General features: G+C 70.9%; 2 protein-coding genes (1 of these 2 cut by a window edge). Both read right to left on the bottom strand.

What is annotated here, in order from left to right:
• Positions 1–89: 89 nt before the first annotated feature.
• The gene (locus tag KSS95_RS14265) at positions 90–14,636 is read right to left on the bottom strand and encodes a non-ribosomal peptide synthetase (RefSeq protein ID WP_217847724.1); all 14,547 of its coding nucleotides are present in this window, start codon (positions 14,634–14,636) and stop codon (positions 90–92) included.
• Positions 14,633–25,394, bottom strand: the final stretch of a protein-coding gene (locus tag KSS95_RS14260) for a non-ribosomal peptide synthase/polyketide synthase (protein WP_217847723.1). Its footprint extends 14,693 nt past the window's final position; the window shows 10,762 of its 25,455 coding nt (coding positions 14,694–25,455); its start codon lies beyond the right edge, outside the window — the gene reads right to left on this strand; the stop codon is at positions 14,633–14,635. The genes KSS95_RS14265 and KSS95_RS14260 overlap by 4 nt, the downstream gene beginning before the upstream one ends.

Here is a 25,394-nt window from a genome sequence, read left to right as displayed (position 1 = left end):
TCGAAGAGGGGGGCCGCGTTGCGGCCCTTTCGCGACACAAGGCCGCTCCTACAGACATTCATCCTCGAGGGCACTGCCCTCGCCCGGCCTCAGTTCAATCCCGCCTTGGCGGCCAGGGCCTGGCCGTCATGCCACCACGCCGCCAGGCTGAACACATCCGGCACCTTGAGGATGCTGAAGTGGTTGCCCGGCCCCTGCCATACCTCCAATTGCGGCAGCAACTGCCGCCAGCCCTCCTGCATCGCCACCTGCTCGCGCTGGTTGCCGGCGGCGTCCAGGCTCGGGTCGGCCACCAGCACCAGGCGCGCCAGGCCATTGAAACCCGCCACTGGCCGATACACCGTGCGCAGCGCCGTGGCGAAGGTGCGGGTCACCCCGGCCAACGCCTGCGCCGTGGAGCGCGCCGGCATCAGGCCGATGCGCACCATCGCCGCATGCAACTGCGCCAGCTGCGCCTGGTCATCGGCCTCGGCAAAGGCTTGCGCATCGATGCCCAGCGACTTGCCGGTAGACAGCTGCAACGACGCCACCAGCCGCTGCAGGGCCGCGGTAAAGGTGTGCGGCTTGGCGCAACTGCCAGCGCCACCCGGCGCCTCGCTGTCGATCAGGGTCAGCGAGCGTACCTCGCGGCCCTTGGCCTGCAGGCGCAGGGCCAGGGCATGGGCGACCCAGCCGCCGAACGAATGCCCGACCAGGTTCAACGGCCCGTCGGGGTGGAACGCCTCGATGGCTTGCAGATGGCACTCGGCGGCGGCCTCCACCTCGCAGTGCGGCACCTCGCCGGCGGCCAGGCCCCGGGCCTGCAAGCCCAGCACCGGCCAGTCCGGGCCCAGCGCCTCGGCCAGGCCGATGAAACTGGTGACGCTGTCGCCGGCGCCCGGCACGCAGAACACCGGGACATGCCCCGGGCTGCCGCTCTGGATCGCCAGCAACGGCTGGTGCGCCGGCAAGGCCGGGGCCTGGGCGGCGGCCAGGGCCTGGCCGATGGCCTGGCCGAGCACCGCCACCTGCGGCTCCTGCACCATGCTCTGGTGATCGCCCGGCACGCCGTGGCAATGCAGCACCTGCCCCGGCAACGCCTCGGCCCAGCCCAGGGTCGGGCTGTCGCAGGCGATGGCGCCGGTGCGCAGTTCGGCCTGGAACAGGTGCAGCGGTATCGGCAATGGCGCCAGGTGGTAATGCGCCAGGGCATGGCCGTGGGCGACATGCCGGGCGAAGAAGTGCCGCAGTTGCGCATCGCTGGCCTGGGCCAGGCCCGGTACCAGCAACTGGCGCGCCCGGCAATGGCCGAGCAAGGCGTCGAAGGCCAGCGCCCCCGGCTCCAGCGCCTCGACGTCGGCCAACTGCGCGGCCCCCGCCGCGCCCTGGGCGCGCCAGTGCTCGCGGCAATGCAGCAGCAGTTGCGCCTCGGCCAGGTGCGGGCCGTGCCAGCGCGCCTTGCCCTGGTCGCTCAGGCGCGGCACGTAGGTGTCGATCAGGCCGACGAAGGCCACCGCCTGGTCGGCGCCCAGCAACTGGGCGGCCACTTCAAAGGCCAGCACCCCGCCGAACGACCAGCCGGCCAGGCGGTACGGGCCTTGCGGCTGTACCGCGCGCAGCCGTTGCACCAGGCGCGCCGCCAGGCATTCCAGGGTCTGCAGTTGCGCCTCGCCGACGGGCACGCCGGGCAGGCCGTAGATCGGGAAGTCGCCGGGGATATGCCGGCCCAGTACCGGGAAGTACAGGTCCAGGCCGCTGAACTCATGGATCAGGAACAACGCCGGGCCGCTGCCGCTGGCTCGCACGGTGACCAGGCTGGGGTCCTGCTGCGGTGCCGCGCGCTGGCCCAGGCGTTCGCCCAGGGCGGCCACGCTGGGGTACTGGAACAGCTCCGCCAGGGTGGTGCACAGCCCCGCGTGCTCCATGGCGCTGACCAGGCGGATCGCCAGCAGCGAATGCCCGCCCAGCTCGAAGAAGCTGTCATGGCGCCCGACCCGCTCGACCTCCAGCACCTGCGCCCACAGCGCGGCCAGGGCCTGCTCCCGCTCGCCCAGCGGCGCCTCGAAGGCGGCCACCGCCAGGTCCTGCGCACCGGGCAGCGGCAGGGCCTTGCGGTCGACCTTGCCGTTGTTGGTCAACGGCAGCGCCGGCAAGGCGACAAACGCCGCCGGCAGCATGTACTCGGGCAGGCGCTCGCGCAGGAAGGCGCGCAGCGCCGGGCCGTCCAGGGCCGGGTCGTGGCGGGTGAACCAGGCCACCAGGCGCAACGGTCCCTGTTCCAGGCGCAAGGCCATGACCACCACCTCGTCCAGCCCCGGACACTGGGCCAGTTGCTGCTCGATCTCGCCCAGCTCGATACGAAAGCCGCGGATCTTGACCTGGTCGTCGCTGCGGCCCAGGCACTCCAGCAGGCCATCGGCGCGCCAGCGGGCCAGGTCGCCGGTCCGGTACAGGCGCGCGCCGGCATGCTGGGCGAAGGGGTCGTCGACAAAGCGCTCGGCGCTCAGTTGCGGGCGGTTCAGGTAGCCCAGCGCCACGCCGTCGCCGCCGATGTACAGCTCGCCGGTCACGCCCTCGGGCACCACCCGGCCCTGCGGGTCGAGCACATACACCGTGGTGTTGCCGATGGGCCGGCCGATCGGTACATGCTCGGCGCCCGGCGCCAGCGTGGTGACCGCATGGGTGGTGGCGTAGGTGGTGGTCTCGGTAGGCCCGTAGCAATGCACCAGGCGCAAGCCCGGCGCCTGCGCCAGCAAGGCACGGAACGCCCCCGGCTCGCCACGCTCGCCGCCGCACAGCAGGATGCGCAGCCCGGCCAGGGCCTCGGGAATCAGCTGCACGTACTGGTTGAACAGCGCCGTGGTGACGAACAGCACGCTGGCGCCGCCATCACGCAGCGCCGCGCCGAACTGCGCGGGCTCCAGCAGGGTCTGCTGGTCGATCACCAGCACCTGCCCGCCGTTGAGCAACGCGCCCCAGACATCCATGGTGGCGGCGTCGAACGCCGGGTTGGCGACAAAGGCCAGGCGATCCTCGGCGTTGAAGTCGGCGTAGCCGTTGTTCAGCACCAGCCGGGCAATACCGCGGTGGGCCACGCGCACCCCTTTCGGTGTACCGGTGGAGCCGGAGGTGTACATCACATAGGCCACCGCGCCGGCGTCCACGGCCAGGCCCGGGTTGTGCCCCGGCTGGTCGTCCAACGCCAGGCAGTCCAGGTCGATGCGCCGCACCGCGCAATCGCCGGCCATGCTGGCGAGGGTCAGCAGCGCCACGGCCTGGCAGTCCTGGGCCATGAACGCCTGGCGCTCGGCCGGGGCGTTGCTGTCCAGCGGCACATAGATCGCGGCGCACTTGAGCACCGCCAGTTGCGCCACCAGCAGGGTCAGCGAGCGCGGCAGCAGGATCGCCACATGCTCGCCGGGCTTGAGCCCCTCGCCGATCAGCCAGTGGGCCAGGCGGTTGGCCTGCTCGTTGAGTTCGCCATAGCTCAGCTGGCGCTCATCGTGCACCGCGGCCAGGGCCAGCGGGTGACGGGCCACGCGCTGTTCGAACAGGCGCTGCACCGGCAGCTCGCGGGGGTAGTCGCGGGCGGTGGCGTTATAGTCGCCGACCAGGCGCTGACGCTCCGCGTCCGGCACGATGCTGATACCTTCCATGCCCTGCTCGGGGTCGTGCGCCAACGCCTCGAGCAGCCCAGCCAAGGCTTGCTCGAAGTAAGCGCACAGGCGCTGCGCATCGATCCCCGGCGCACACTGGGCGCTCAGGCTGAACGCCTCGCCCAGGTCATCGATGCTCAACGCCAGCGGGTAGTTGCTGCGTTCCTCGGCGTGCAGCAGCTCGATGCCGGCCCAGGCCTGCCCCGCCGCCGTATCGCCTGCCAGCGCGCTGGCGCTGTGGCGGTAGTTGAGCAAGGCGCTGAACAGCGGCGCCCCGGCTGGCAGCGCGCTGCAGCGCTGGGCCAGGGCCAACTGGGCGTGCTCGTGCACCAGCAGGCCGGTCAGCCGCCGGTGGGTGTCGAGCAGCGCCTCGCGCACCGGCAGCAGGCCAACGTCCAGGCGCAGCGGCAAGGTGTTGATGAACACCCCCAGCGCCCGTTCGATGCCTTCGCCGCCGTGCAGGCGCCCCAGCAGCACGGTGCCGAACACCACGCTGGTGCGCCCGGACAATTGCCCCAGCACCAGGCCCCAGGCCAGGTGCATCAGGCTGGCGGCGCCCACCCCCAGCTGGCGCGCCTGTTCGCGCACGCGCAGGGCCATGCCGGCCGGCAACCAGTGCTGCGCCTCGGCCAGGCCATCCGGGTGCGGCTGCGCCTGGGCGCCGTAGGGCAAGGTCGGCTCGTCGATGTCACCCAGCTGTTCGCGGAAGAACGCCTCGTGCTGCGCCTCGCCCGCGCCTTGCAGCACCTGGGCGATGTAGTTGCGGTACGGCACCGGCGCCGGCAGCTGGTGTTGCTGGCCCAGCAGGCAGGCTTGCAGTTCGGCGCGCAGCACATCCTGGGCAACGTGATCCATCACCAGGTGGTGGAACAGCAGGGTCGCGGTGATCGCCCCAGTTTGCCGGTGCTGGCTGTACTGAAGGCGCAGCAGCGGCGCGCAGGTCAGGTCCAGGCGCAAGGCCGGGCTCTGGTCATCGGCAACCTCCACCAGCGGCAATGGCGCCTGCCGCCAGACCACCTGCAGCGGCTGCGCCAGGCCCTCCCAGGCCAGTGCGCTGCGCAGGATGTCGTGGCGGGCGATCACCTGCTCCAGCGCCTGGTGCAGGGCCAGCAAGCGTCCACGGTCGGCCACGGCGAAGCGCGCCTGCAACAGGTACGGGTCGTCGCCCTCGCTGGCCAGGTGGTGGTAGAGGATGCCCGCTTGCAGCGGCCCCAGCGGGTAGATGTCCTGGACATTGGCGGCGCCACCGGGTACCTGGGCGACGATGCCGTCGATGGCGGCCTGCTCCAGTTGCACCAATGGCAGCAGTTGCGGGGTGATGTGCTGGCAGTCGGCGGCGATCCGGTTGGCCGGCACCTGCGGCCCGGCGCCATGGCCAAGGGTCGCAGCCAGGGCGGCCAGGGTCGGTTCGGCGAACAGCACGCGGATATCCGCCTGCAGCCCCTGGGCGCGCAGGCGGGCGATCAGGGTCACCGCCAGCAGCGAGTGGCCACCGAGTTCGAAGAAGTGGTCGTGGCGCCCTACCCGCGGCACGTTGAGCAGCTCGGCCCACAGCGCCGCCAGCTGGATTTCGGCCTCGCCCCGTGGCGCCTCGTAGGCACGGCTGAGCACCGCCTCGGCGCCCGGCTCCGGCAGGGCCTGGCGGTCGAGCTTGCCGTTGGCGCTCAGCGGCATGGCCGGCAACGTCACGTAGGCCGCCGGCACCATGTAGTCCGGCAACTGCGCCAGGGCGTGCTTGCGCAGCGCCTCGATACCCGGCGCGCTGGCCCCTTCACGCAGGGTCAGCCAGGCTACCAGGCGCTCGCCACGCAGCAGCACCGCCACCTCGCGCACCGCGCCGTGGCGGGCCAGGCAGGCCTCGATCTCGCCCAGCTCGATGCGCAGGCCGTGCAGCTTGACCTGGAAGTCGTTGCGGCCGAGGAACTCCAGTTCGCCATCGGCGCGGCGCCGCACCAGGTCGCCGCTGCGGTAAATGCGTTCGCCCAGCACGAACGGGCTGTCGGCGAAACGCTCGGCGTCCAGCTCAGGCAAGCCCAGGTAGCCACGGGCAACCCCCACGCCGGCGATGTACAGCTCGCCAACCACGCCACGGGGCACCGGCAGGCCCTGAGCGTCGAGCACATACAGGCGGGTGTTGGCGATCGGCCGGCCAATCGGCGGTGCGCCGGCCGGCAGCGGCTGGCTCGGTTCCAGGGTCCAGACACTGCAATCGACGGTGGTCTCGGTCGGCCCGTAGACGTTGTGCAAGCGCACCTTGGGCAGGCGCGCGCGCAACTGTTGCAGCAAGGCCGAGGTCAGCTCGCCGCCACCGCAGACGATATCGGTGAGGCTGTCGCAGGCCGCGCTGGCCTCCAGGGCCAGGAACTGCTGCAACAACGCCGGCACGAACTGCACCACGCCAACCCGGCGGCGCTGGATGACCTCGGCCAGGTAGGCCGGGTCGCGCTGCCCGTCGGGCCGCGCCAGCACCAGGCGCAGGCCGGCGCACAGCGGCCAGAACAGCTCCCACACCGAGGCATCGAAGCTCACCGGGGTCTTGTGCAGCAGCGCGCCTTCGGCGCTCGGCGCGATCAGCCGCGAACTCCAGTGCACCAGGTTGCACAGGCTGCGGTGCTCGACCATCACCCCCTTGGGCGTGCCGGTGGAGCCGGAGGTGTAGATCACATAGGCCAACTGGCGCGCGCCAAGGCCCTTGACCTGCGGGTTGTGCGGCGGCCGCATGGCCCAGCTCGGCTGGTCGAGGTCCAGTCGGGGCAGCAGGCTGGCGGCGAAGCGCCCACGGCTGCTGGCGTCCACCAGCAATGCCAGCGGGGCGCTGTCGGCGAGCATGTAGGCCAGGCGCTCGTCCGGGTAGCCCGGGTCCAGCGGCACATAGGCGCCACCGGCCTTGAGCACGGCGAGCAGACCGACCAGCAGCTGCGGCCCGCGGGCCAGGCAGACCGCCACCCGGCTGTCGGGCTGCACGCCGCGGGCGATCAGTTCATGGGCCAGGCGGTTGGCCGCCTCGTTGAGCTGCTGGTAGCTCAGCTGGCCGTCCTCGGCCTGCACCGCGATGGCCTGGGGCGCACGCACCACCTGGGCTTCGAACAGTGCCTGCAGCGGTTGTTGCAGGCCGCCCACCAGCTCGCTGGCGTTGCAGCTGACCAGCTCCTGGCGGCGTTCGCTGGCGCTGAGCAGCTCGACCCGCGCCGGCACGGCCTGGTCGCTGCCGGCGAAGGCCCAGAGCAGTTGCTCCAGGTAACCGACATGGCGCTCGATGGTGGCGCGGTCGAACAGCGCGGTGGCGTACTCCAGCGCGCCGGCAAAGCCATCAGCGGTCTCGCCCAGGCTCAGGGTCAGGTCGAACTTGGCGATGGCCTGGGGCGTGCCCAGCGGCGCCAGTTGCAGCTCGCCCAGGCGCAGCGCCTCGCCCGGCGCGCCATTCCAGGCCAGCGACACTTGGTACAGCGGGGTATGGGCCAGGCTACGCGGAGGTTGCAGCAGCTCGACCACCTGCTCGAAGGGGATGTCCTGGTGGTCCTGGGCCTGGCTCACGCAGGCCTTGACCCGGGCCAGCAGCGCCGCCACATCGGGGCTGCCGGCGGTGTCGATGCGCAGGGCCAGGGCGTTGACGAACAGGCCGATCAGGCCCTCGACCTCGGCATGCCTGCGGTTGGCCACCGGGGTGCCGATGACCACCTCGGCCTGGCCCGACAGCCGCGCCAGCAGCACCGCCCAGGCGGCGCCGAACAGCATGAACGGGGTAATCGCGTGGCGTTGGCACAGCGCCTTGAGCTCGGCGCTCAGGCGCCGGTCCAGGCGCACCTCGACCCGCTCGCCCTGATAGTCCTGGCGCGCCGGGCGCGGCCGGTCGCTGGGCAAGGTCAGCAGCAGCGGCGCAGCGGCCAGGGCCTGGCGCCAGTATTCGGCCTGGCGTTGCAGCTCGTCGCCGGCCAGCCAGCGGCGTTGCCAGATGGCGTAGTCGCCGTACTGGATCGCCAGCGCCGGCAGCGGGTCGGCCAAGCCGGAGCTGAAGGCCTGGTACAGCGCCGCCAGCTCCTGGGTGAACACGCCCATCGACCCGCCATCGGCGACGATATGGTGCAGGGTCAGCAGCAGCGCATGGCGCTCGCTGTCCAGGCACAGCAAGCGGCCGCGGATCGGCAACTGGTGCGCCAGGTCGAACGGCAGCAGCGCCTCTTCGCGCAGCAGCCCCGCCAAGGCCTGGCCCTGGCCGCGCAGGTCGTGCCAGCCGAGGCTGAAGCCGCCGTTGCCGGGGGCTACGCGCACCCGCGCTTCGGCGCCCTCCTGGGCAAAGTGGCTGCGCAGGCTCTCGTGGCGCTCGACGATGCGCGCCAGCGCGCGCTCCAGCGCCGGCCGGTCGAGCGGCCCGCGCAGTTCCAGGCCCAGGGGAATATGGTAGGCGGCGCTGGCATCGTCCATCTGCGCCAGGAACCACAGGCGCTGCTGGGCGAACGACAGCGGTTGCGACTGACCGCGCGGCGCCGCCTCGATGGCCGGCAAGGTGCTGGATGCCGCGCCTTGCAGCGCGGCGGCCAGCGCCAGCAGGCGGTCGTCGGCGAACAGCTGGCCAAGGCCCAGCTCCAGGCCCAGGCGCTGGCGCAACTGGCCGACCATGCGCATGGCCAGCAGTGAATGGCCGCCCAGTTCGAAGAAGCGGTCGTGGCGACCGACCTGCTCGACCTGCAACAGCTCGGCCCAGAGTTCAGCCAGGGCGCATTCCAACGCGCCTTCAGGCGCTTCGTGGGCCTGGCTGGCCAGGGCCTCGCGCTCCGGCATCGGCAGCGCGCGGCGGTCGACCTTGCCATTGGCGGTCAACGGCCAACTGTCCAGGCGCACCAGCGCCGCCGGCAGCATGTAGGCCGGCAGGTGCTCGGCCAGGCTGGCACGCAGCTCGGCGGCTGATGGCGCCTCGCCCTGGGCGATGAACCAGGCCAGCAGCCGTGGCTGGCCTGGCGCCTCCTCGCGGGCCAGCACCAGTGCCTCGTCGATGCCCGGCAAGCGCAGCAACTGCGCCTCGATCTCGCCCAGCTCGATGCGCAGGCCGCGAATCTTCACCTGGTCGTCGTTACGCCCCTGGTAATCCAGGGTGCCATCGGCGTTCCAGCGGGCCAGGTCGCCGGTACGGTACATGCGCGCCCCGGGCACCTCGCTGAACGGGTCGTCGAGAAAACGCTCGGCGGTCAGTTCGGCGCGGTGCAGGTAACCGCGCGCCACCCCGGCACCGCCGACGTACAGCTCGCCGGTGCTGCCCATCGGCACCAGCTGGCGCGCTTCGTCCAGCAGGTACAGGCGGGCATTGGCGATCGGCCGGCCGATGTCCAGGGTGCCGCCGGGCACCACCAGCCCGGAGCTGGCAACCACCGTGGCCTCGGTGGGGCCGTAGTTGTTGACCACCACGCAGCCGGGGTCGCTGTGGAACTGGCGCAGGCGATCACCACCGATCAGCAAGGTGCGCAGGGTCGGGTGGCGCAGCCCCTGGGCGAAGGCGTACTCGGCCACTGGGGTCGGCAGGAAGGCCACTTTCAGCGGCTGCTCCAGCCACCAGGCCAGCAGCGCGTCGAGCTGCTCGTTGCCCAGCGTGGCCGGCGGCAGGTGCAGCACGGCACCGGCGCACAGCGCCGGCCACACTTCCCAGGCCATGGCGTCGAAGCCGAAACCGGCGACGCTGGCGGTGTGGTCGCCGGCGCCCAGCTCGAAGGCCTTGCAGTGCCAATGCACCAGGTTGGCCAAGCTCTGGTGCTCGACCATCACCCCCTTGGGCTCGCCGGTGGAGCCTGAGGTGTAGATCACGTAGGCCAGCTGGTTCACCCCCAGCCCCGCGACGCGCGGGTTGTCGGCCCGCGCCGGCCAGTCCGGGCGGTCCAGGGCCAGCAGCGGCACGCTCAGGCCTTGCAGGCGCTCGCCCAGCGCCTGCTGGGCCAGCACCACCGTCGGGGCGCTGTCGGCAAGCAGGTAGCGCAGGCGCTCGTCCGGGTGCGCCGGGTCCACCGGCACATAGCCGGCGCCGGCCTTGAGCACGGCCAGCAGCGCCACCAGGGTGTCCAGGCCGCGGCGGGCGACCACCGCCACCCGCTGGTCGGGCCGCACGCCCTGGGCGATCAGGTGGTGGGCCAGGGCGTTGGCCCGGGCATTCAACTCGCCATAGCTCAGCGACTGCCCGTCGACCACCGCGGCAACGGCCTGCCCGGCGCGGGCCGCCTGGGTTTCGATCAGGCCATGCACGGTCTGCCCCTGGGGCAACAGCCGGCGGCTGTTGTTCAAGCCGTGCAGCAGGCGCTGGCGTTCGGCCTCGCCGACCAGCGCCACCTCGGCCAGCGCTTGCTGGTCGTTGGCCAGCATGGCTTGCAGCAGGGTCTGGAAGTAGCCGGCGATACGCTGCACGCGTGCTTCGTCGAACAACGCCGTGGCGTATTCCAGGCTGCCGACCAGCGCCTCGCCCTGCTCGCCCAGGCTCAGCGACAAGTCGAACTTGGCCACCTGGTTGGTCTGCGCCACCGCCTCCAGTTGCACGCCTTCCAGGCTCAGCGCGGCAGCGGCGCCGGCCTGCCAGTTCAGGGTGGTCTGGAACAGCGGGGTATGCGCCAGGCTGCGCGCCGGGCGCACGATCTCCACCACCTGCTCGAACGGCAGGTCCTGGTGCGCCTGGGCTTGCAGCAGGCGGGCCTTGACCTGGCCGAGCAAGGCCTCGGTGCTGGGCGCCGCAGTGGTGTCGACACGCACCGCCAGGGTGTTGACGAACAACCCCACCAGCGGCTCCAGCTCGGCACTGCCGCGCCCGGCCACCGGGCAACCGACCACCACCTCCGGCTGCCCGGCCAAGCGCGCCAGGGTCGTGGCCCAAGCGCCCAGCAGCACCATGTACAAGGTGGCTTGGTGACGCTGGGCCAGGGCGCGCAGGCCGGCGCCCAGACGCTCGTCCAGGCGCAGCGCCAGGCTGGCGCCGCTGAAGTCCTGGCGGGCCGGGCGCGGCCGGTCGCAGGGCAGGCTCAGCAGGGTCGGCGCGCCGTCCAGCGCCTCGCGCCAGTAATCAGCCTGGCGCTGCAACTGCTCGCCAGCCAGCCAGCGGCGCTGCCACACGGCGTAGTCGCCGTACTGGATCGCCAGCGCCGGCAGCGGGTCGGCGTGGCCGGCGCGCAAGGCCGGGTACAGCGCGCCGAGCTCGCCGGTGAGCACGCCCAGGGACCAGCCATCGGCGGCGATATGGTGCACGGTGAGTACCAGCACATGCTGCTGTTCGCCCAGTTGCAGCAGGTTGGCACGCACTGGCGGCCCGGCCACCAGGTCGAACGGCGCCAAGGCCTCGTCCTGCAACCAGGCGCCCAGGGCATCGGCAGCCAGGACCTGGCGCCGCAGCCAGCCCGCCTGTGGCGTGCCCAGCAGCTCGACCTCGGCGCTGTCGCCGCGCGCCACGAAGCGGCTGCGCAGGGTTTCATGGCGCGCGACGATGCACAGCAGCGCGCGCTCCAGCGCATCGACGTTGAGCTCGCCGCGCAGGCCCAGAGCCAGGGGCACGTTGTAGGCCTGGTTGCCCCCTTCGAGCTGGGCCAGGAACCACAGCCGCTGCTGGGCGAACGACAACGGCAGCGCCTGGTCGCGGGCCACCGGCACGATTACCGGCAGCGTGCTGCGCCCGGCCCCGGCCAGCACCTGGGCGACCGCCGCCAGCTCGGCATTGGCGAACAGCTCGGCCAAGGCCAGCTCCACGCCCAGGCGCAGGCGCACCTGGGAGACCATGCGCATGGCCAGCAGCGAGTGCCCGCCCAGGGCGAAGAAGTGATCATGCCGGCCGACCCGCTCCACCTGCAGCAGCTCGGCCCATAGCCCGGCCAGGGCGGTTTCCAGCTCGCCCTCGGGGGCCACGTAGGCCTGTTCGAACAGCGCCGAACGCTGCGGTGCCGGCAAGGCACGGCGGTCGAGCTTGCCGTTGGCGGTCAGCGGCAAGGCCGCCAGCAGCACGAAGGCCAGCGGCACCATGTATTCCGGCAGGTGGGCCAGCAGTTGCCCGCGCAGTTGCTCGGGCTGCGGCGCCTCGACGCCCGCCTGCGGGGTGAAGTAGGCGACCAGGCGTGGCTGGCCGGGCTGGTCCTCGCGGGCCAGCACCACCGCCTCGTTGATCCCCGGCAGGCTGGCGAGGCGGCTTTCGATCTCGCCCAGCTCGATGCGCACGCCGCGGATCTTCACCTGGTCGTCGTTGCGCCCCAGGTAGTCCAGGGTGCCGTCGGCCAGCCAGCGCACCAGGTCGCCGGTGCGGTACATGCGCGCGCCGAGGCCTGGGTCGAACGGGTCGTCAAGGAAGCGTTCGGCGGTCAGCGCGGGGCGGTTCAGGTAGCCCCGGGCCACCCCGGCGCCACCGATGTACAGCTCGCCCGGCACGCCCAGGGGCAGCGGCTGCAGGTTGGCATCGAGCACGTACAGCCGGGCGTTGTCCACCGGCCTGCCGATGTGCAGCGCGCCCTCGGCCGCGACCAGCCCGGAGCTGGCCACCACGGTGGTCTCGGTGGGGCCATAGTTGTTGACCACGGCGAAGGTCTGGGTGCGGTTGAACTGGCGCAGGCGGTCGCCGCCGATCAGCAGGGTGCGTAGGGTCGGGTGGCCCAGCTGGTGGCTGAAGGCATACTCCGCCACCGGGGTCGGCAGGAAGCTCACGTCCAGCGGCTGTGCGCGCCACCAGGCGAGCATGGCGTCGAGGTCCTCATGGCCTTCGCCAGGCGGCGCCAGGTGCAGCAGCGCGCCGCTGGCCAGCGCCGGCCAGAGCTCCCAGGCCATGGCATCGAAACCGAAACCGGCCAGGCTCGAGGTGTGCCGGCCCAGGCACAGGTCGAAGGCGCGGCAGTGCCAGTCCACCAGGTTGTTCAGGGTACGGTGCTCGACCATCACCCCTTTCGGCTGGCCGGTGGAGCCGGAGGTGTAGATCACATAGGCCAGGTGCCCGGCGTGCAGCCCGCTAACCTGGGGATCGTCCGCGCGGGCCGGCCAGTCGGCCTGGTCGAGGGCCAGCACCGGCACGTCCAACGGCCCCAGGCGCGAACGCAGGGCATGCTGGGTCAACACCACCACCGGGGCGCTGTCGGCCAGCAGGTAGTGCACGCGCTCGTCGGGATGGGCCGGGTCCACCGGCACATAGCCGGCGCCGGCCTTGAGCACGGCCAGCAGCCCGACCAGGGTGTCCAGGCCGCGCCGGGCCAGCACCGCGACCCGGTCATCGGCGCGCACGCCCAGGCCGATCAGGTGATGGGCCAGGGCGTTGGCGCGGCTGTTCAGCTCGGCGTAGCTCAGCGTCTGCCCCTGGCAGGTGGCGGCGCTGGCCTGGGGATGAGCCTGGGCCACGGCCTCGATGCGTGCGTGCAGCGTGCCCGGGGTGGTCGCCCCGCCCGGCGTCTGGTTGAAGCCTTCGAGCAGCTCGGCACGCTCGCTGGCCGGCAGCATCGGCAGCGCCCCTACCGCCGCGCTGCCGCCCTGGGCCAGGGCCGCCAGCAGGCTGCGCAGGGTGTGCTCGAGGTAGGCACAGACCCGCTGCGCCGGCACCTCGGGGCTGGCCAGCAGGGTCAGGCGGAACGCCTCGCCGAAATCGTCGACGCTCAGGGTCAGCGGGTAGTTGGTGGCCTCGGCGGCATGGACGATCTCGATGCCGGCCCAGCCGGCCCGGCGCACGTCCTCGGCGCCGGAGGCCGCGCTGTGGCGGTAGTTGAGCAAGGCGTTGAACAGCGGCGTCGGCGCGGCCACGCCGCTGCAACGCTGGGCCAGGGCCAACGGCGCGTGCTCGTGGCGCATCAGGGTGCTCAGGCGCTGGTGGGTGGCCTTGATCGCCGCCCCCAGGTCGGCACCGTCCAGGTCCACCCGCAGCGGCAAGGTGTTGATGAAGATGCCCAAGGCCCGGTCGGTGGCCTCGGCGCCCAGCAGCCGGCCCATCAGCACCGTGCCGAAGACCACCTGCTGCTGCCCGGTGAGGCCGCCCAGCACCCGTGCCCAGGCCAGGTGGAACAGGCTGGCGACACTGACCCCCTGGGCCCGGGCCTGGCCGCGCAGCGCCTGGCACAGCGCCAGGTCGAGGTCCAGGGCATGCTCGTTGAGCGCCGCGCCGTCGCCCTGCACGTCGGCCAGGCCATAGGCCAAGGTCGGCACCTCGATGGCGCCGAGCATATCGCGGAAGAACGCCTCGTGCTCGGCCTCGCCGACGCCCAGCAGGGCCTGGGCGACATGGTTGCGAAACGGCACCGGGCGGCCCAGTTGCGTGGTGTCGCCCAGCAGGTAGGCGAGCATTTCGTGGCGTACCACCTCCAGGGCGCTGTGGTCCATGGCCAGGTGGTGGAACTGCAAGATCGCGCCGATGCGCCCAGCGCTGTCCGGCGCCTGGCATTGCAGGCGAATCAGCGGCGCCTGGGCCAGGTCGAAGCCGCTCTCGGGCGCTTGTCCGGGCGCCAGCTGGATGACCCGCAGGCGAGCCTGGCGCCAGACCACCTGCAGCGGGGTCTCGACCTCCTTCCAGTGCACCGAGGTGCGCAGGATATCGTGGCGGTCGATCACCCCCTGCAAGGCCTCGGCAAAGGCCTGCACCCGCGATTCGTCGGCGAACACGAAGCGCGCCTGCATCACATAGGGGTCGTGCTCGCCGGCGCTGGCGTGGTGGAACAGCATGCCCTGCTGCAATGGCAGCAACGGGTAGATGTCCTGCACATTGGCCGCGCCGCCAGGCACGGCGGCCACCAGGCGGTCGAGGCTGGCCTGGTCGAGCTCGACCAGGCTGAGCAGCTCGGGGGTGATGCGCGTGCAGTCGGCCGGGATACGGTTGTCCGGCACCACCACCGCGCCGTGGCGGCTGGCCACGTACTCGCCGCTGGCCAGCAAGGCCAGCAGCGCCGGCTTGTGCTCGCGCAGCTGGGCCACCAGGTTGGCGTCGCTCAGCGCCTGGCGGTTGCCCTGGACTGCCAGCTGGCCGTCCTTGAGCGCCAGTTGGACATCGTGGGCGGCCAGGGTGGCCAGTAGTTGGTTGATGCTCACAGGACGATCTCCATTCTGTCTGTGATGGCGGCATAGCCGGCCAGCGTCGGTTGTTCGAACAGGCTGCGCACGTCGGCTTCCAGGCCGGCTTCGCGCAGGCGCGAGGTGAGGGTCACGGCCAGCAGCGAGTGGCCGCCCAGTTCGAAGAAGTTGTCTTGCCGCCCTACCCGCTCCACGCCCAGCAGTTCGGCCCAGACCCGCGCCAGCAGCGCTTCGGTGTCGCCGATCGGCGCCTGGTACTCGCGGCCTGGCAGGTGCGCCAGGTCCGGGGCCGGCAGGGCCTTGCGGTCGAGCTTGCCGTTGGGGGTCAGTGGCAGGGCGTCGAGGTGGATGAACAGCGCCGGCACCATGTATTCCGGCAGCTGCGCCAGCAGCGCCGTGCGCAGGGCCTCGACGGCCAGCGGCTCGCCTGTGTGGTAGGCGAGCAGCCGCGGCCCCGCGGGTGCGGCGTCGTGCACCAGCACCACGGCTTCGCGCACACCGGCCAGGCGCATGAGGCTGGCTTCGATCTCGCCGGGCTCGATGCGCAGGCCGCGCAGCTTGATCTGGTGGTCGCTACGGCCGAGGAACTCGAGGCTGCCGTCGCCGCGCTGGCGTACCAGGTCGCCACTACGGTACAGGCGTTCACCGGGGTTGAACGGGCTGGCGATGAACCGCTCGGCCTGCTGCTGTGGCAAACCGAGGTAGCCGCGCGCCACCCCGGCACCGCCGATATGCAACTGGCCGGCGACCCCCAGCGGCACGGGTTGATCATGGGCGTCGAGCACGTACAGCGTGGTGTTGTCGATGGGCCGGCCAATCGGCAGCGCGCCACGCGGCACCGGTTGTCGCGGGTGCAAGGTCCAGACACTGCAATCGACCGTGGTCTCGGTCGGGCCGTAGACGTTGTGCAGGCGCGCCTGTGGCAAGCGCTCGCGCACCTGGCGGGCCAGGGCTTCGGTCAGCTCGCCGCCACCGCAGACGATGTCGGTGAGGCTGGCGCAGCGGGCGCTGCCCTCGAGGTCGAGGAACTGCTGGAGCAAGGCCGGCACGAACTGCACCACGGCCACCTGCTGGCGCTCGATCAGCTCGACCAGGTAGTGCGGATCGCGCTGCCCGTCCGGGCGTGCCAGCACCAGGCGCAGGCCACTGCACAGCGGCCAGAACAGCTCCCACACCGAGGCGTCGAAGCTCACCGGGGTCTTGTGCAGCAGCGCGCCAGCGGCCGGGAACTGGCGCTGGCTCCAGTGCACCAGGTTGACCACGTTGCGGTGCTCGACCATCACGCCCTTGGGCACCCCGGTGGAGCCGGAGGTGTAGATCACATAGGCCAGGTGGCTGGCGTTCAGCGCCGGCACCTGGGGATTATCAGCCGGCAAGGCGGTCCAGCTCGGCTGGTCGAGGTCCACTTGCACCAGCGCCGACACATCCGCCAGGGTCCGGGTGGACGCCTGCACCAGTACCGCACGCGGCTGACTGTCGCTGAGCATGTGGCGGATACGCTCGGCCGGGTAGTCCGGGTCGACCGGTACATAGGCGCCGCCGGCCTTGAGAATGGCCAGCAAGCCGAGCACCAGTGCCGGGCCGCGCTCGACGCAGATCGCCACACGATCGTCAGGCTGCACGCCGAGGGCGATCAAGTGGCGGGCCAGGCGATTGGCCTGCTGATTGAGCTGGCCATAGCTCAAATCGCCCTGCTCGGCGCTGACCGCCACCGCGTCGGGGCTGCGCAGTGCCTGGGCCTCGAACAGGCCATGCAAGGTCTGGCTGATATCATGGGGCACTTCGCTGCGGTTGAAGTCGACCAGCACCTGGTGGCGCTCCTCGGCGTGCAGCACCGGCAAGTCGAGCAACAGCCGCTGCGGCTGCTGCTCCAACGCCTCGGCCATCCCCAGCAAGACCTGCTGCACCTGCCCGCACACCCGCGCCGCGCCGACGCTGGCCGGGGCCAGGGCAACCAGGCGGAAACGCTCGCCGATATCGTCCACGCTCAGGCTCAGCGGGTAGTTGCTGCGCTCCTCGCTCTGCAAGGTCTCGATGCCTTGCAAGGCCTGGCGCTGGGCCTCGTCGACCTGGCTGCCATGGCGATAGTTGAGCATGGCGCTGAACAACGGCGCCGGCGCGGCCACGCCGCTGCAGCGCTGGGCCAGGGCCAACGAGGCGTGCTCGTGGCCGAGCAAGGCGCTGAGACGCTGCTGGGTCGCCCGCAGCGCCTCGGCCAGGCTGACCCCCGCCAAGTCCAGGCGCAGCGGCAAGGTGTTGATGAACATGCCCAGGGCCTGTTCAGCGCCCTCGCCGGCCTCCAGCCGCCCCAGCAGCACGGTGCCGAACACCACGCTGTCGCGACCACTGGTGGCCGCCAGCAGGCGCGCGTAGGCCAGGTGGAACAGGCTGGCGACGCTGAAGCCCCGCTGCCGGGCCTGCCGGCGCAGGCGCAGCGCCAGGCTGTCGTCCAACCAGTGCTGGCCTTCCTCGGTGGCCTGGCCATCCAGTTGCACATCGCCCAGGCCGAACGGCAGGGTCGGCTCGTCGATATCACCCAGTTGCGCGCTGAAGAAAGCCTCGTGCTCGGCCTGGCTGACGCCCAGGCGCGCCTGGGCCACGTAGTTGCGGTACGGCGCGCCCGGCTCGGCGGGCACTGGCAGGCCTTGCAGGTAGCCCACCAACTCCTGGCCGAGCACATCCAGCGCGGTGTGGTCGAGGACGATATGGTGGAACTGCAGGGCCGCCAACTGTCCTGCGCCTTGTGGATCGGGCCAGTGGTACAGGCGCACCAGCGGCGCCTGATCCAGGGCGAGTGCGTGAGGTACCTGGGCCTCGCCGGCCACTTCGAATACCGCCAGCGGCGCGCTGCGCCAGACCACCTGCACCGGCTGCGGCAGGCCATCCCAGAGCACCGAGGTGCGCAGCACATCATGCCGGGCGATGACCTTGCCAAGAGCATCGACGAACGCCTGCAAGCGCTCATGGCTGGCAAAGGCCATGCGCGATTGCAGCACATAAGGGTCGTGCTCGGGCGAGCTGAGGTGGTGGTAGAGAATGCCCTCCTGCAACGGTGCCAACGGGTAGATGTCCTGCACGTTGGCCGCGCCGCCCGGCACCGTGGCGACGATGCGTTCGATGGCGGCTTGCTCCAGGCTGACCAGGGGCAGCAACTCCGGGGTGATCTGCGTGCAGCCCGCCGGGATCCGGTTGGCCGGTACCTCGACCCGGCGGCCATGGCCGAGGGTGGCGGCCAACGCCGCCACCGTCGGCTGGCCGAACAGCGTGCGCACATCGGCCTCCAGGCCGGCCTGGCGCAGGCGTGCAGTCAGGCTGACCGCCAGCAGCGAGTGGCCGCCCAGTTCGAAGAAGTTGTCATGGCGACCGACCTGCTCCAGGCCCAGCACCTCGGCCCAAATCGCTGCCATGGCAGCTTCGGTGGCGCCCAGTGGCGCTTGGTAGGGCTGTCCCGCCAGCGCAGAGGCATCCGGCTCTGGCAGCGCTTTGCGATCGAGCTTGCCGTGCGCGGTCAGTGGCAGCTCATCCAGCTGAACAAAGGCTTGCGGCAGCAGATGAGCCGGCAAGCGGGCTTGCAGGTCCTGGCGCAGCGCGTCGGTGTCCACCGGCATGGTTGCGGTGAACCAGGCCAGCAGGCGCTCGTCGCGCACCAGCACCACGGCGTCGGCGATGCCCGCCTGGGCTTTGAGCGCGGCCTCGATTTCGCCCAGTTCGACCCGTACACCGCGGATCTTCACCTGGTCATCGTTACGGCCCTGGTAGTCCAGGGTGCCGTCGGCGTTCCAGCGCACCAGGTCGCCGCTGCGGTACATCCGCCCGCCGTTGAACGGGTCGGCGAGGAAGCGCTCGGCGGTCAGCTCCGGGCGGTTGAGGTAACCGCGCGCCACCTGGGCGCCGCCGATATACAGCTCACCGGTGACACCGACGGGCACGGGCTGACGCTGCTCATCCAGCACATAGACCCGGGTGTTGGCGGTCGGTTTGCCGATATGCAGCGCCCCGCCCGGCTGAAGCACCCCGGAGGTCGCCACCACGGTGGTCTCGGTCGGGCCGTAGTTGTTGACCAGCTGGAAGCCTGGATCACGTTCGAAGTGGCGCAGGCGGTCACCGCCGACCAGCAAGGTACGCAAGGTCGGGTGCTGACGCTCGCGGCGCAGCGCCTGCTCGGCCACTGGCGTCGGCAGGAAGCTGACGTGCAGCGGTTGTTCCAGCCACCAGTCCAGCAGTTCGTCGACGTGCTCGCCGCCAATGTGCGCGGGCGGCAGGTGCAGCGTCGCGCCGGCACACAGCGCCGGCCAAGCTTCCCAGGCCATGGCATCGAAGCCGAAGCCCGCCACGCTGGAAGTCTGGCTGCCGGCGCCCAGCTCGAAGGCCTGGCAGTGCCAATGCACCAGGTTGGCCAGGGTGCGGTGCTCGACCATCACCCCCTTGGGCTGTCCGGTGGAACCGGAGGTATAGATCACATAGGCCAGTTGCTGTGCGTCCAGCCCGGCAACCACTGGGTTACTGTCCGGCTCGGCCAGCCAGGCATCGCCATCCACAGCAATGCTGGCCTTATTCCCCACCAATGAGGCGGTAGCCGCCTCGACCAGCACCCAGGTCGGTGCGCTGTCGCTGAGCAGGTAGGCGATACGCTCTGCCGGATAGGCCGGGTCGACCGGTACATAGGCCGCGCCGGCCTTGAGTACCGCCAGCATGGCGATCAAGCGCTGCGGGCCGCGCTCAAGGCACAGGGCCACCCGGTCACCGAGCAGCACACCATGGGCGATCAAGTGATGGGCCAGGCGGTTGGCGCGCTGGTTCAACTCGCCATAGCTCAGGCGCTGCTCGCCCTGCACCAGCGCCAGGGCTTGTGGCGCCTGGGCTTCGATCAACACCTGAATCACCTGTCCTTGCGCATAGGCCACGGCTGGCGGGTTCAAACCTTCAAGCAGTTGCAGTCGCTCTTGGGCATCGAGGATCGGCAGCGCATCAACGCGAACCGCACCCTCTTGCTCCAAGGCCTGGGTCAACTGGGTCACGACCGCCGCCATCCAGTTCGCCACACGCACGGCGCCAATCCCCTGCTGGGCCAGCACACTCAGGCTGAAGCCCTCGCCCAGGTCGTCCACGCTCAGGGTCAGCGGATAGTTGCTGCGCTCCTCGCCGCCCAACTGGTGCATGCCCTGGAAGCTGTCGGTGGTGTCGGTGGCGATTCCCGCCGGGCTGTGCCGGTAGTTGAGCAAAGCGCTGAACAACGGTGCCGAAGCCGGCACGCCGCTGCAACGCTGGGCCAAGGCCAGGGAGGCATGCTCATGGCCGAGCAACGCCGAGAGCCGTTGGTGCGTGACACGCAGCGCCTCCTTGGCGCTGACGCGGGTATCGATGCGCAGCGGCAAGGTATTGATGAACACGCCCAGCGCGCGGTCAGCGCCCTCGCCACCTTGCAGGCGCCCCATCAGCACGGTGCCGAACACCACGTCCTGGCGCCCAGCCAGCACGCCCACCACCCGTGCCCAGGCCAAGTGCATCAGGCTCGCGGCACTGACGCCGAGCTGGCGTGCCAGCAGGCGAACCCGCCGTGCCAGGGCCAGGTCGAGCGCTTGCCGGGTTTCCTCGATATCGCGGCCATCGCCCTGTACATCGGCCAGGCCCATGGGCAGGGTCGGTTCCTCGACATCGCCAAGCATTTCGCGGAAGAACGCCTCGTGCCCGGCCTGCGCGGCGCCCAGGCGCACCTGGGCGACATAGGTGCGGTACGGCACCGGCGCGGCCAGTTGCGCCCCGCGCCCGGCCAGCAAGGCCTGCATCTCGTGGACGATCACTTCCATGGCCGTGTGGTCCAGGGCCAGGTGATGGAAGTGCAGGATCGCCACCACCCGCTGCTGCGCCGGGTCCAGGGCGTAGGTCAGGCGCAGCAACGGCGCCTGGGTCAGGTCCAGGCGTTGCTGGCGGGCATCGAAATGCCCGTGCAGGCGCTCGATCACCGCGTCCTCGCCCAGCCCGGTGACCTCGGTCACCGCCAGGCGTGCCTGGCGCCAGACCACCTGCACCGGCTCGGCCAGCCCCTCCCACACCACCGAGGTGCGCAGGATATCGTGGCGGTCGATCACCTGTTGCAAGGCCCCGGCGCAGGCTTGCAGACGGTCCAGGCTGTCGAAGGCCAGGCGGGTCTGCAGCAGGTACGGGTCGCCCTGTTCGGCACTGAGATGGTGGTAGAGAATGCCCTCCTGCAACGGCGCTAGCGGGTAGATCTCCTGCACGTTGGCCGCGCCACCCGGCACCGTGGCGACGATACGCTCGATGCTGGCTTGGTCCAACTCGATCAGGCTGAGCATGGCCGGGGTGATCTGCGTGGCATCGACCGGCACGCGATTGGCCGGTACCTCGACCTCGCGACCACTGCCGACCGCCGCCGCCAGGGCCGCCAGGGTCGGCTGGGCGAACAGCACGCGCACATCGGCGTTAAGCCCGGCCTTGCGCATGCGCTCGATCAGGCTCACCGCCAGCAGCGAGTGGCCACCCAGTTCGAAGAAGTGATCGTGGCGCCCCACCTGCTCGACCTTGAGTACTTCAGCCCAGATCGCCGCCAAGGCCGACTCGATCTCGCCCTGCGGCGCCTCGAAGGCACGGCTGACCAGCGCCTCGCGGCCCGGGGCCGGCAGCGCCCGGCGGTCAAGCTTGCCGTTGGCGGTCAGGGGCAGCGCGTCCAGCTGCACGTAGGCCGCTGGCAACATGTAGTCCGGCAGCTGACCTTGCAACTGCTCGTGCAGCGCGGCAATCGCCGGAGCGTCACCGGTGAAGTAGGCCACCAGGCGCTTGTCGCCCGGCTCGTCCTCACGCACCACCACGGCCGTGTCACAAACGCCTGGGCATTCGCCCAGGCGCGCCTCGATCTCACCCAGTTCGATGCGGAAGCCGCGCAGCTTGATCTGCTGGTCGGCCCGGCCCAGGTAGCGCAAGGTGCCGTCTGCCTGCCAGCAGACCAGGTCGCCACTGCGGTACATGGTGCCGCCGTTGAACGGATCGGGCAGGAAACGTTCGGCGGTCAATTCAGGTTGGCCCAGGTAACCCAGGGCCACCCCGTCGCCAGCGATATACAACTCGCCTACGGCCCCCACTGGCAACAGCTGCTGCCGGGCGTCCAGCACATAGCAGCGGGCGTTGCCGATCGGCTTGCCAATCGGAATGCTGCCCTCGCCCACCTGGGTGATCTCATGGGTGGTGCTGAAGGTGGTGGCCTCGGTCGGGCCATAGCCGTTGAGCAGGTGCTGCGGCGCACCGTCGCGCAGCACGCGGGCGATCACCGCCGGGTCGAGCACGTCGCCGCCCACCATCAGGTAGCGCAGTTGGCTAAAGGCCGGCAGCAGGTCGTCGGCGAACTGGTGGAACAAGCCCGCCGTCAACCACAGCACCGTCACGCCCTGGCTCAGCAGCGCTTCGCGCAAGGCCTGGCGCGACAGCACCTGGTCCTGCTCGATCACCACCACCGCGCCGCCATTGAGCAGCGGCGCCCAGACTTCCAGGGTGCTGGCGTCGAATGCCGGGTTGGAGGCGAAGGCCACGCGGTCCTGGCTGTTGAAATCGGCAAAGCCGTTGTTGATCACCAGGCGCACGATGGCCCGGTGCGGCACCGGCACGCCCTTCGGCGTGCCGGTGGAGCCGGAGGTGTACATGATGTACGCCGCGCTGCCGGCCTCCACCGCCAGCCCCAGGTCTTCGCAGGCATAGCCGTCCAGCTCGAGGCGGTCCAGCTCTACGCGCCGCGCGCCCTCCACTTGCGCTTGGTCGCTGTGGGTCAGCAGCAGCCGCGCCTGGCTGTCCTTGACCATGAACGCCTGGCGCTCCAGCGGCGCATTGCCATCCAGCGGCACGAACACCGCGCCGCACTTGCTCACCGCCAACTGCGCCGCCAGCAGGTCGAACGAACGTGGCAACAGCAATGCCACTCGCTCGCCGGCCTGCACGCGCAGTTCCAGCAAGTGGCCTGCCAGACGGTTGGCCTGCTGGTTCAGCGCCTGGTAGCTCCAGCGCCGGCTGCCATGGACCACCGCCAGCGCTTCGGGGCTGACCTTGGCATGGGCTTCGAACAGCCCGTGCAGCACCACCTGGTGCGGGTACTCGCGGCGGCTGTCGTTGAATTGGCGCAGCACCCGCTCGCGCTCTGCGGCGGGCAGCGCGACGACAGCGTGCAACGGCGTCGCCGGTGCCGCTTGCAGTGCCTCGGCCAGGCCCGCCAGGGCGGCCTGCAACAGCTGGGCAACCTGCGCCCCATCCACCTCGGGCACCGCCTGCACAGTCAGCAGCAAGCCACTGCCCAGGTCGTCGACGTTGACCACCAGCGGATAGTTGCTGCGCTCGTGGGCGGCCAGCAGCTCGATGCCGTCCCAGGCCCGCGCCTGCTCGGCGCTGCCCGCCGCGCTATGGCGGTAGTTGAGCAGGCTGGTGAACAGCGCCTGCGCCGCCGGCACGCCACTGCAACGCTGGGCCAGGGCCAGCGAGGCCTGCTCATGGGCGAGCAGCCGCGCCAGGCGCTGGTGGGTCAGGCGCACGCCATCGGCGACACTGGCCGAGCCGACGCTGACCCGCAACGGCAAGGTATTGATGAACATGCCCAGCGCCCGCTCGGCGCCCTCGCCGCCTTGCAGGCGGCCCAGCAGCACGGTGCCGAACACCACCTCCTCACGCCCGGAGAGTTGCGCCAGCACCTGGCCCCAGGCCTGGTGGACCAGGCTGGCAAGGCTGATGCCCAAAGCCCGGGCCTGCTCACGCAGGCGCCCGGCCAGGTCCTCGTCCAGGCGCTGGCGGTAATCCAGCACCTGGCGGCCATCGCCCAGGGCGTCACGCAGGCCGAACACCTGGGTCGGCTCGTCGATATCGCCGAGCAGCTCGCGGAACAGCGCTTGCTGGGCCTGGCTATCGTCGCGCAGGCGGGCCTGGGCCACGTAGTTGCGGTACGGCACGCTGTCGCCCTGGGGTTCACGGCCCAGCAGCACCTCGCCGACTTCGGCCACCAGCAGTTCCAGGGCGGCGTGGTCAAGCAGGATATGGTGCAGCAGCAAGGTCGCTTGCACGCGGCCCTGCGCCACCTGGCGGCTCAAGTGCAGCAACGGCGCGCGGCCCATGTCCAGGCGCACCTCGTCCAGTGCCGGCTCGATGGCCAGGCGCGCCTCGCGCCAGACCACCTGCACGGCCTCGTCCAGCCCTTGCCAGTGCACGCTGGTACGCAGGATGTCGTGGCGCGCGATCACTTGGTTGAGCGCGGCGACAAAGGCGTCCAGCTCGGCCTGGCCGGCGAAGGCGAAGCCCATCTGCAGCACATAGGGGTCGACCTCGGCGCTGGCCAGGTGGTGATAGAGGATGCCCTGTTGCAACGGCGCCAGGGCGTAGAGGTCCTGCACATTGGCCGCGCCGCCGGGGATGCGTTGCACCAGGCGGTCGAGGGCAGCCTGGTCCAGGCTCGCCAACGGCAGCATGTCGCGGGTGATGCGCGTACAGCCCGCCGGGATGCGGTTGGCCGGCACCTGCGCCGTCGCCTCGCCGCCCACCGCCGCGGCCAGCGCCGCCAGGGTCGGCTGGCCGAACAGCACGCGCACGTCGGCGTGCAGGCCGGCCTTGCGCAGCCGCGCGGTCAGGGTCACGGCCAGCAGCGAGTGGCCGCCCAGTTCGAAGAAGTTGTCATGCCGACCCACCTGGGCCACGCCCAGCAGTTCGCTCCACAGCTGCGCCAACAGCGTCTCGACCTCGCCCTGCGGCGCCTCGTAGGCCTGTTGCGCCAGCTCGGGCGCCGGCAGGGCCTTGCGCTCGAGCTTGCCGTTGGGGCTCAGCGGCAGTGCCTGCAGGTGGGTGAACGAGGCAGGCACCATGAACGCCGGCAACTGCTCCAGCAGCGCGGCGCGCAGCGTGTCGGGCGCCTGCGCGGCACCGGTGTAGTAGGCCACCAGGCGCTGGTCGCGGGCCAGCACCACGGCTTCCTTGATACCCTCGACACGGGTCAGGCACGCCTGGATCTCGCCCAGTTCGATGCGCAGGCCGCGGATCTTGACCTGGTCGTCGTTGCGCCCGAGGTATTCGAGGTTGCCATCGGCCAGGTGCCGGGCCAGGTCGCCGGTGCGGTACAGGCGCGCACCGGCATGGTTGGCGAACGGGTCGTCGATGAAGCGCTCGGCGGTCAGTTCGGCGCGGTTGAGGTAGCCACGGGCCACCTGCACGCCGCCGATGTACAGCTCGCCCGGCACGCCGCGCGGCACCGGTTGGCCATGGGCATCGAGCACGTACAGGGTGGTGTTGGCGATCGGCTTGCCGATCGGCGTGTTGTCCGGCGCCGTCAGGCAGTGCCAGGCGCTGACGTCCACCGCCGCTTCGGTCGGGCCGTAGAGGTTGTGCAGCTCGACGCTCGGCAGCTGCGCCTGGAACCTGCGCACCAGGCTGCCGGGCAGCGCTTCGCCGCTGCACAGCACGCGCTTGAGGCGTTCAGGCTGCACCTGGCCATGGGCGAGGAACACATCCAGCATCGACGGCACGAAGTGCAAGGTGCTGACCTGCTCGGCGCGGATCACCTCGCGCAGGTACTCGGGGTCGCGGTGCCCACCGGGGCGGGCCATCACCAGCCGGGCGCCGGTTTGCAGCGGCCAGAGCAACTCCCACACCGACACGTCGAAGCTGAACGGGGTCTTCTGCAGGACCACGTCGGCGGCGCCCAACGGATAGGCGTCCTGCATCCACAACAGGCGGTTGACCACCCCGGCGTGCTCGTTCATCACGCCCTTGGGCAGGCCGGTGGAGCCGGAGGTGTAGATC

Origin of the sequence: Pseudomonas muyukensis (assembly GCF_019139535.1) — a bacterium.
GTDB lineage: Bacteria > Pseudomonadota > Gammaproteobacteria > Pseudomonadales > Pseudomonadaceae > Aquipseudomonas > Aquipseudomonas muyukensis.
The sequence above is the reverse complement of the archived record's forward strand: the minus strand, read 5'-3'. Positions and strand labels throughout refer to the sequence as shown.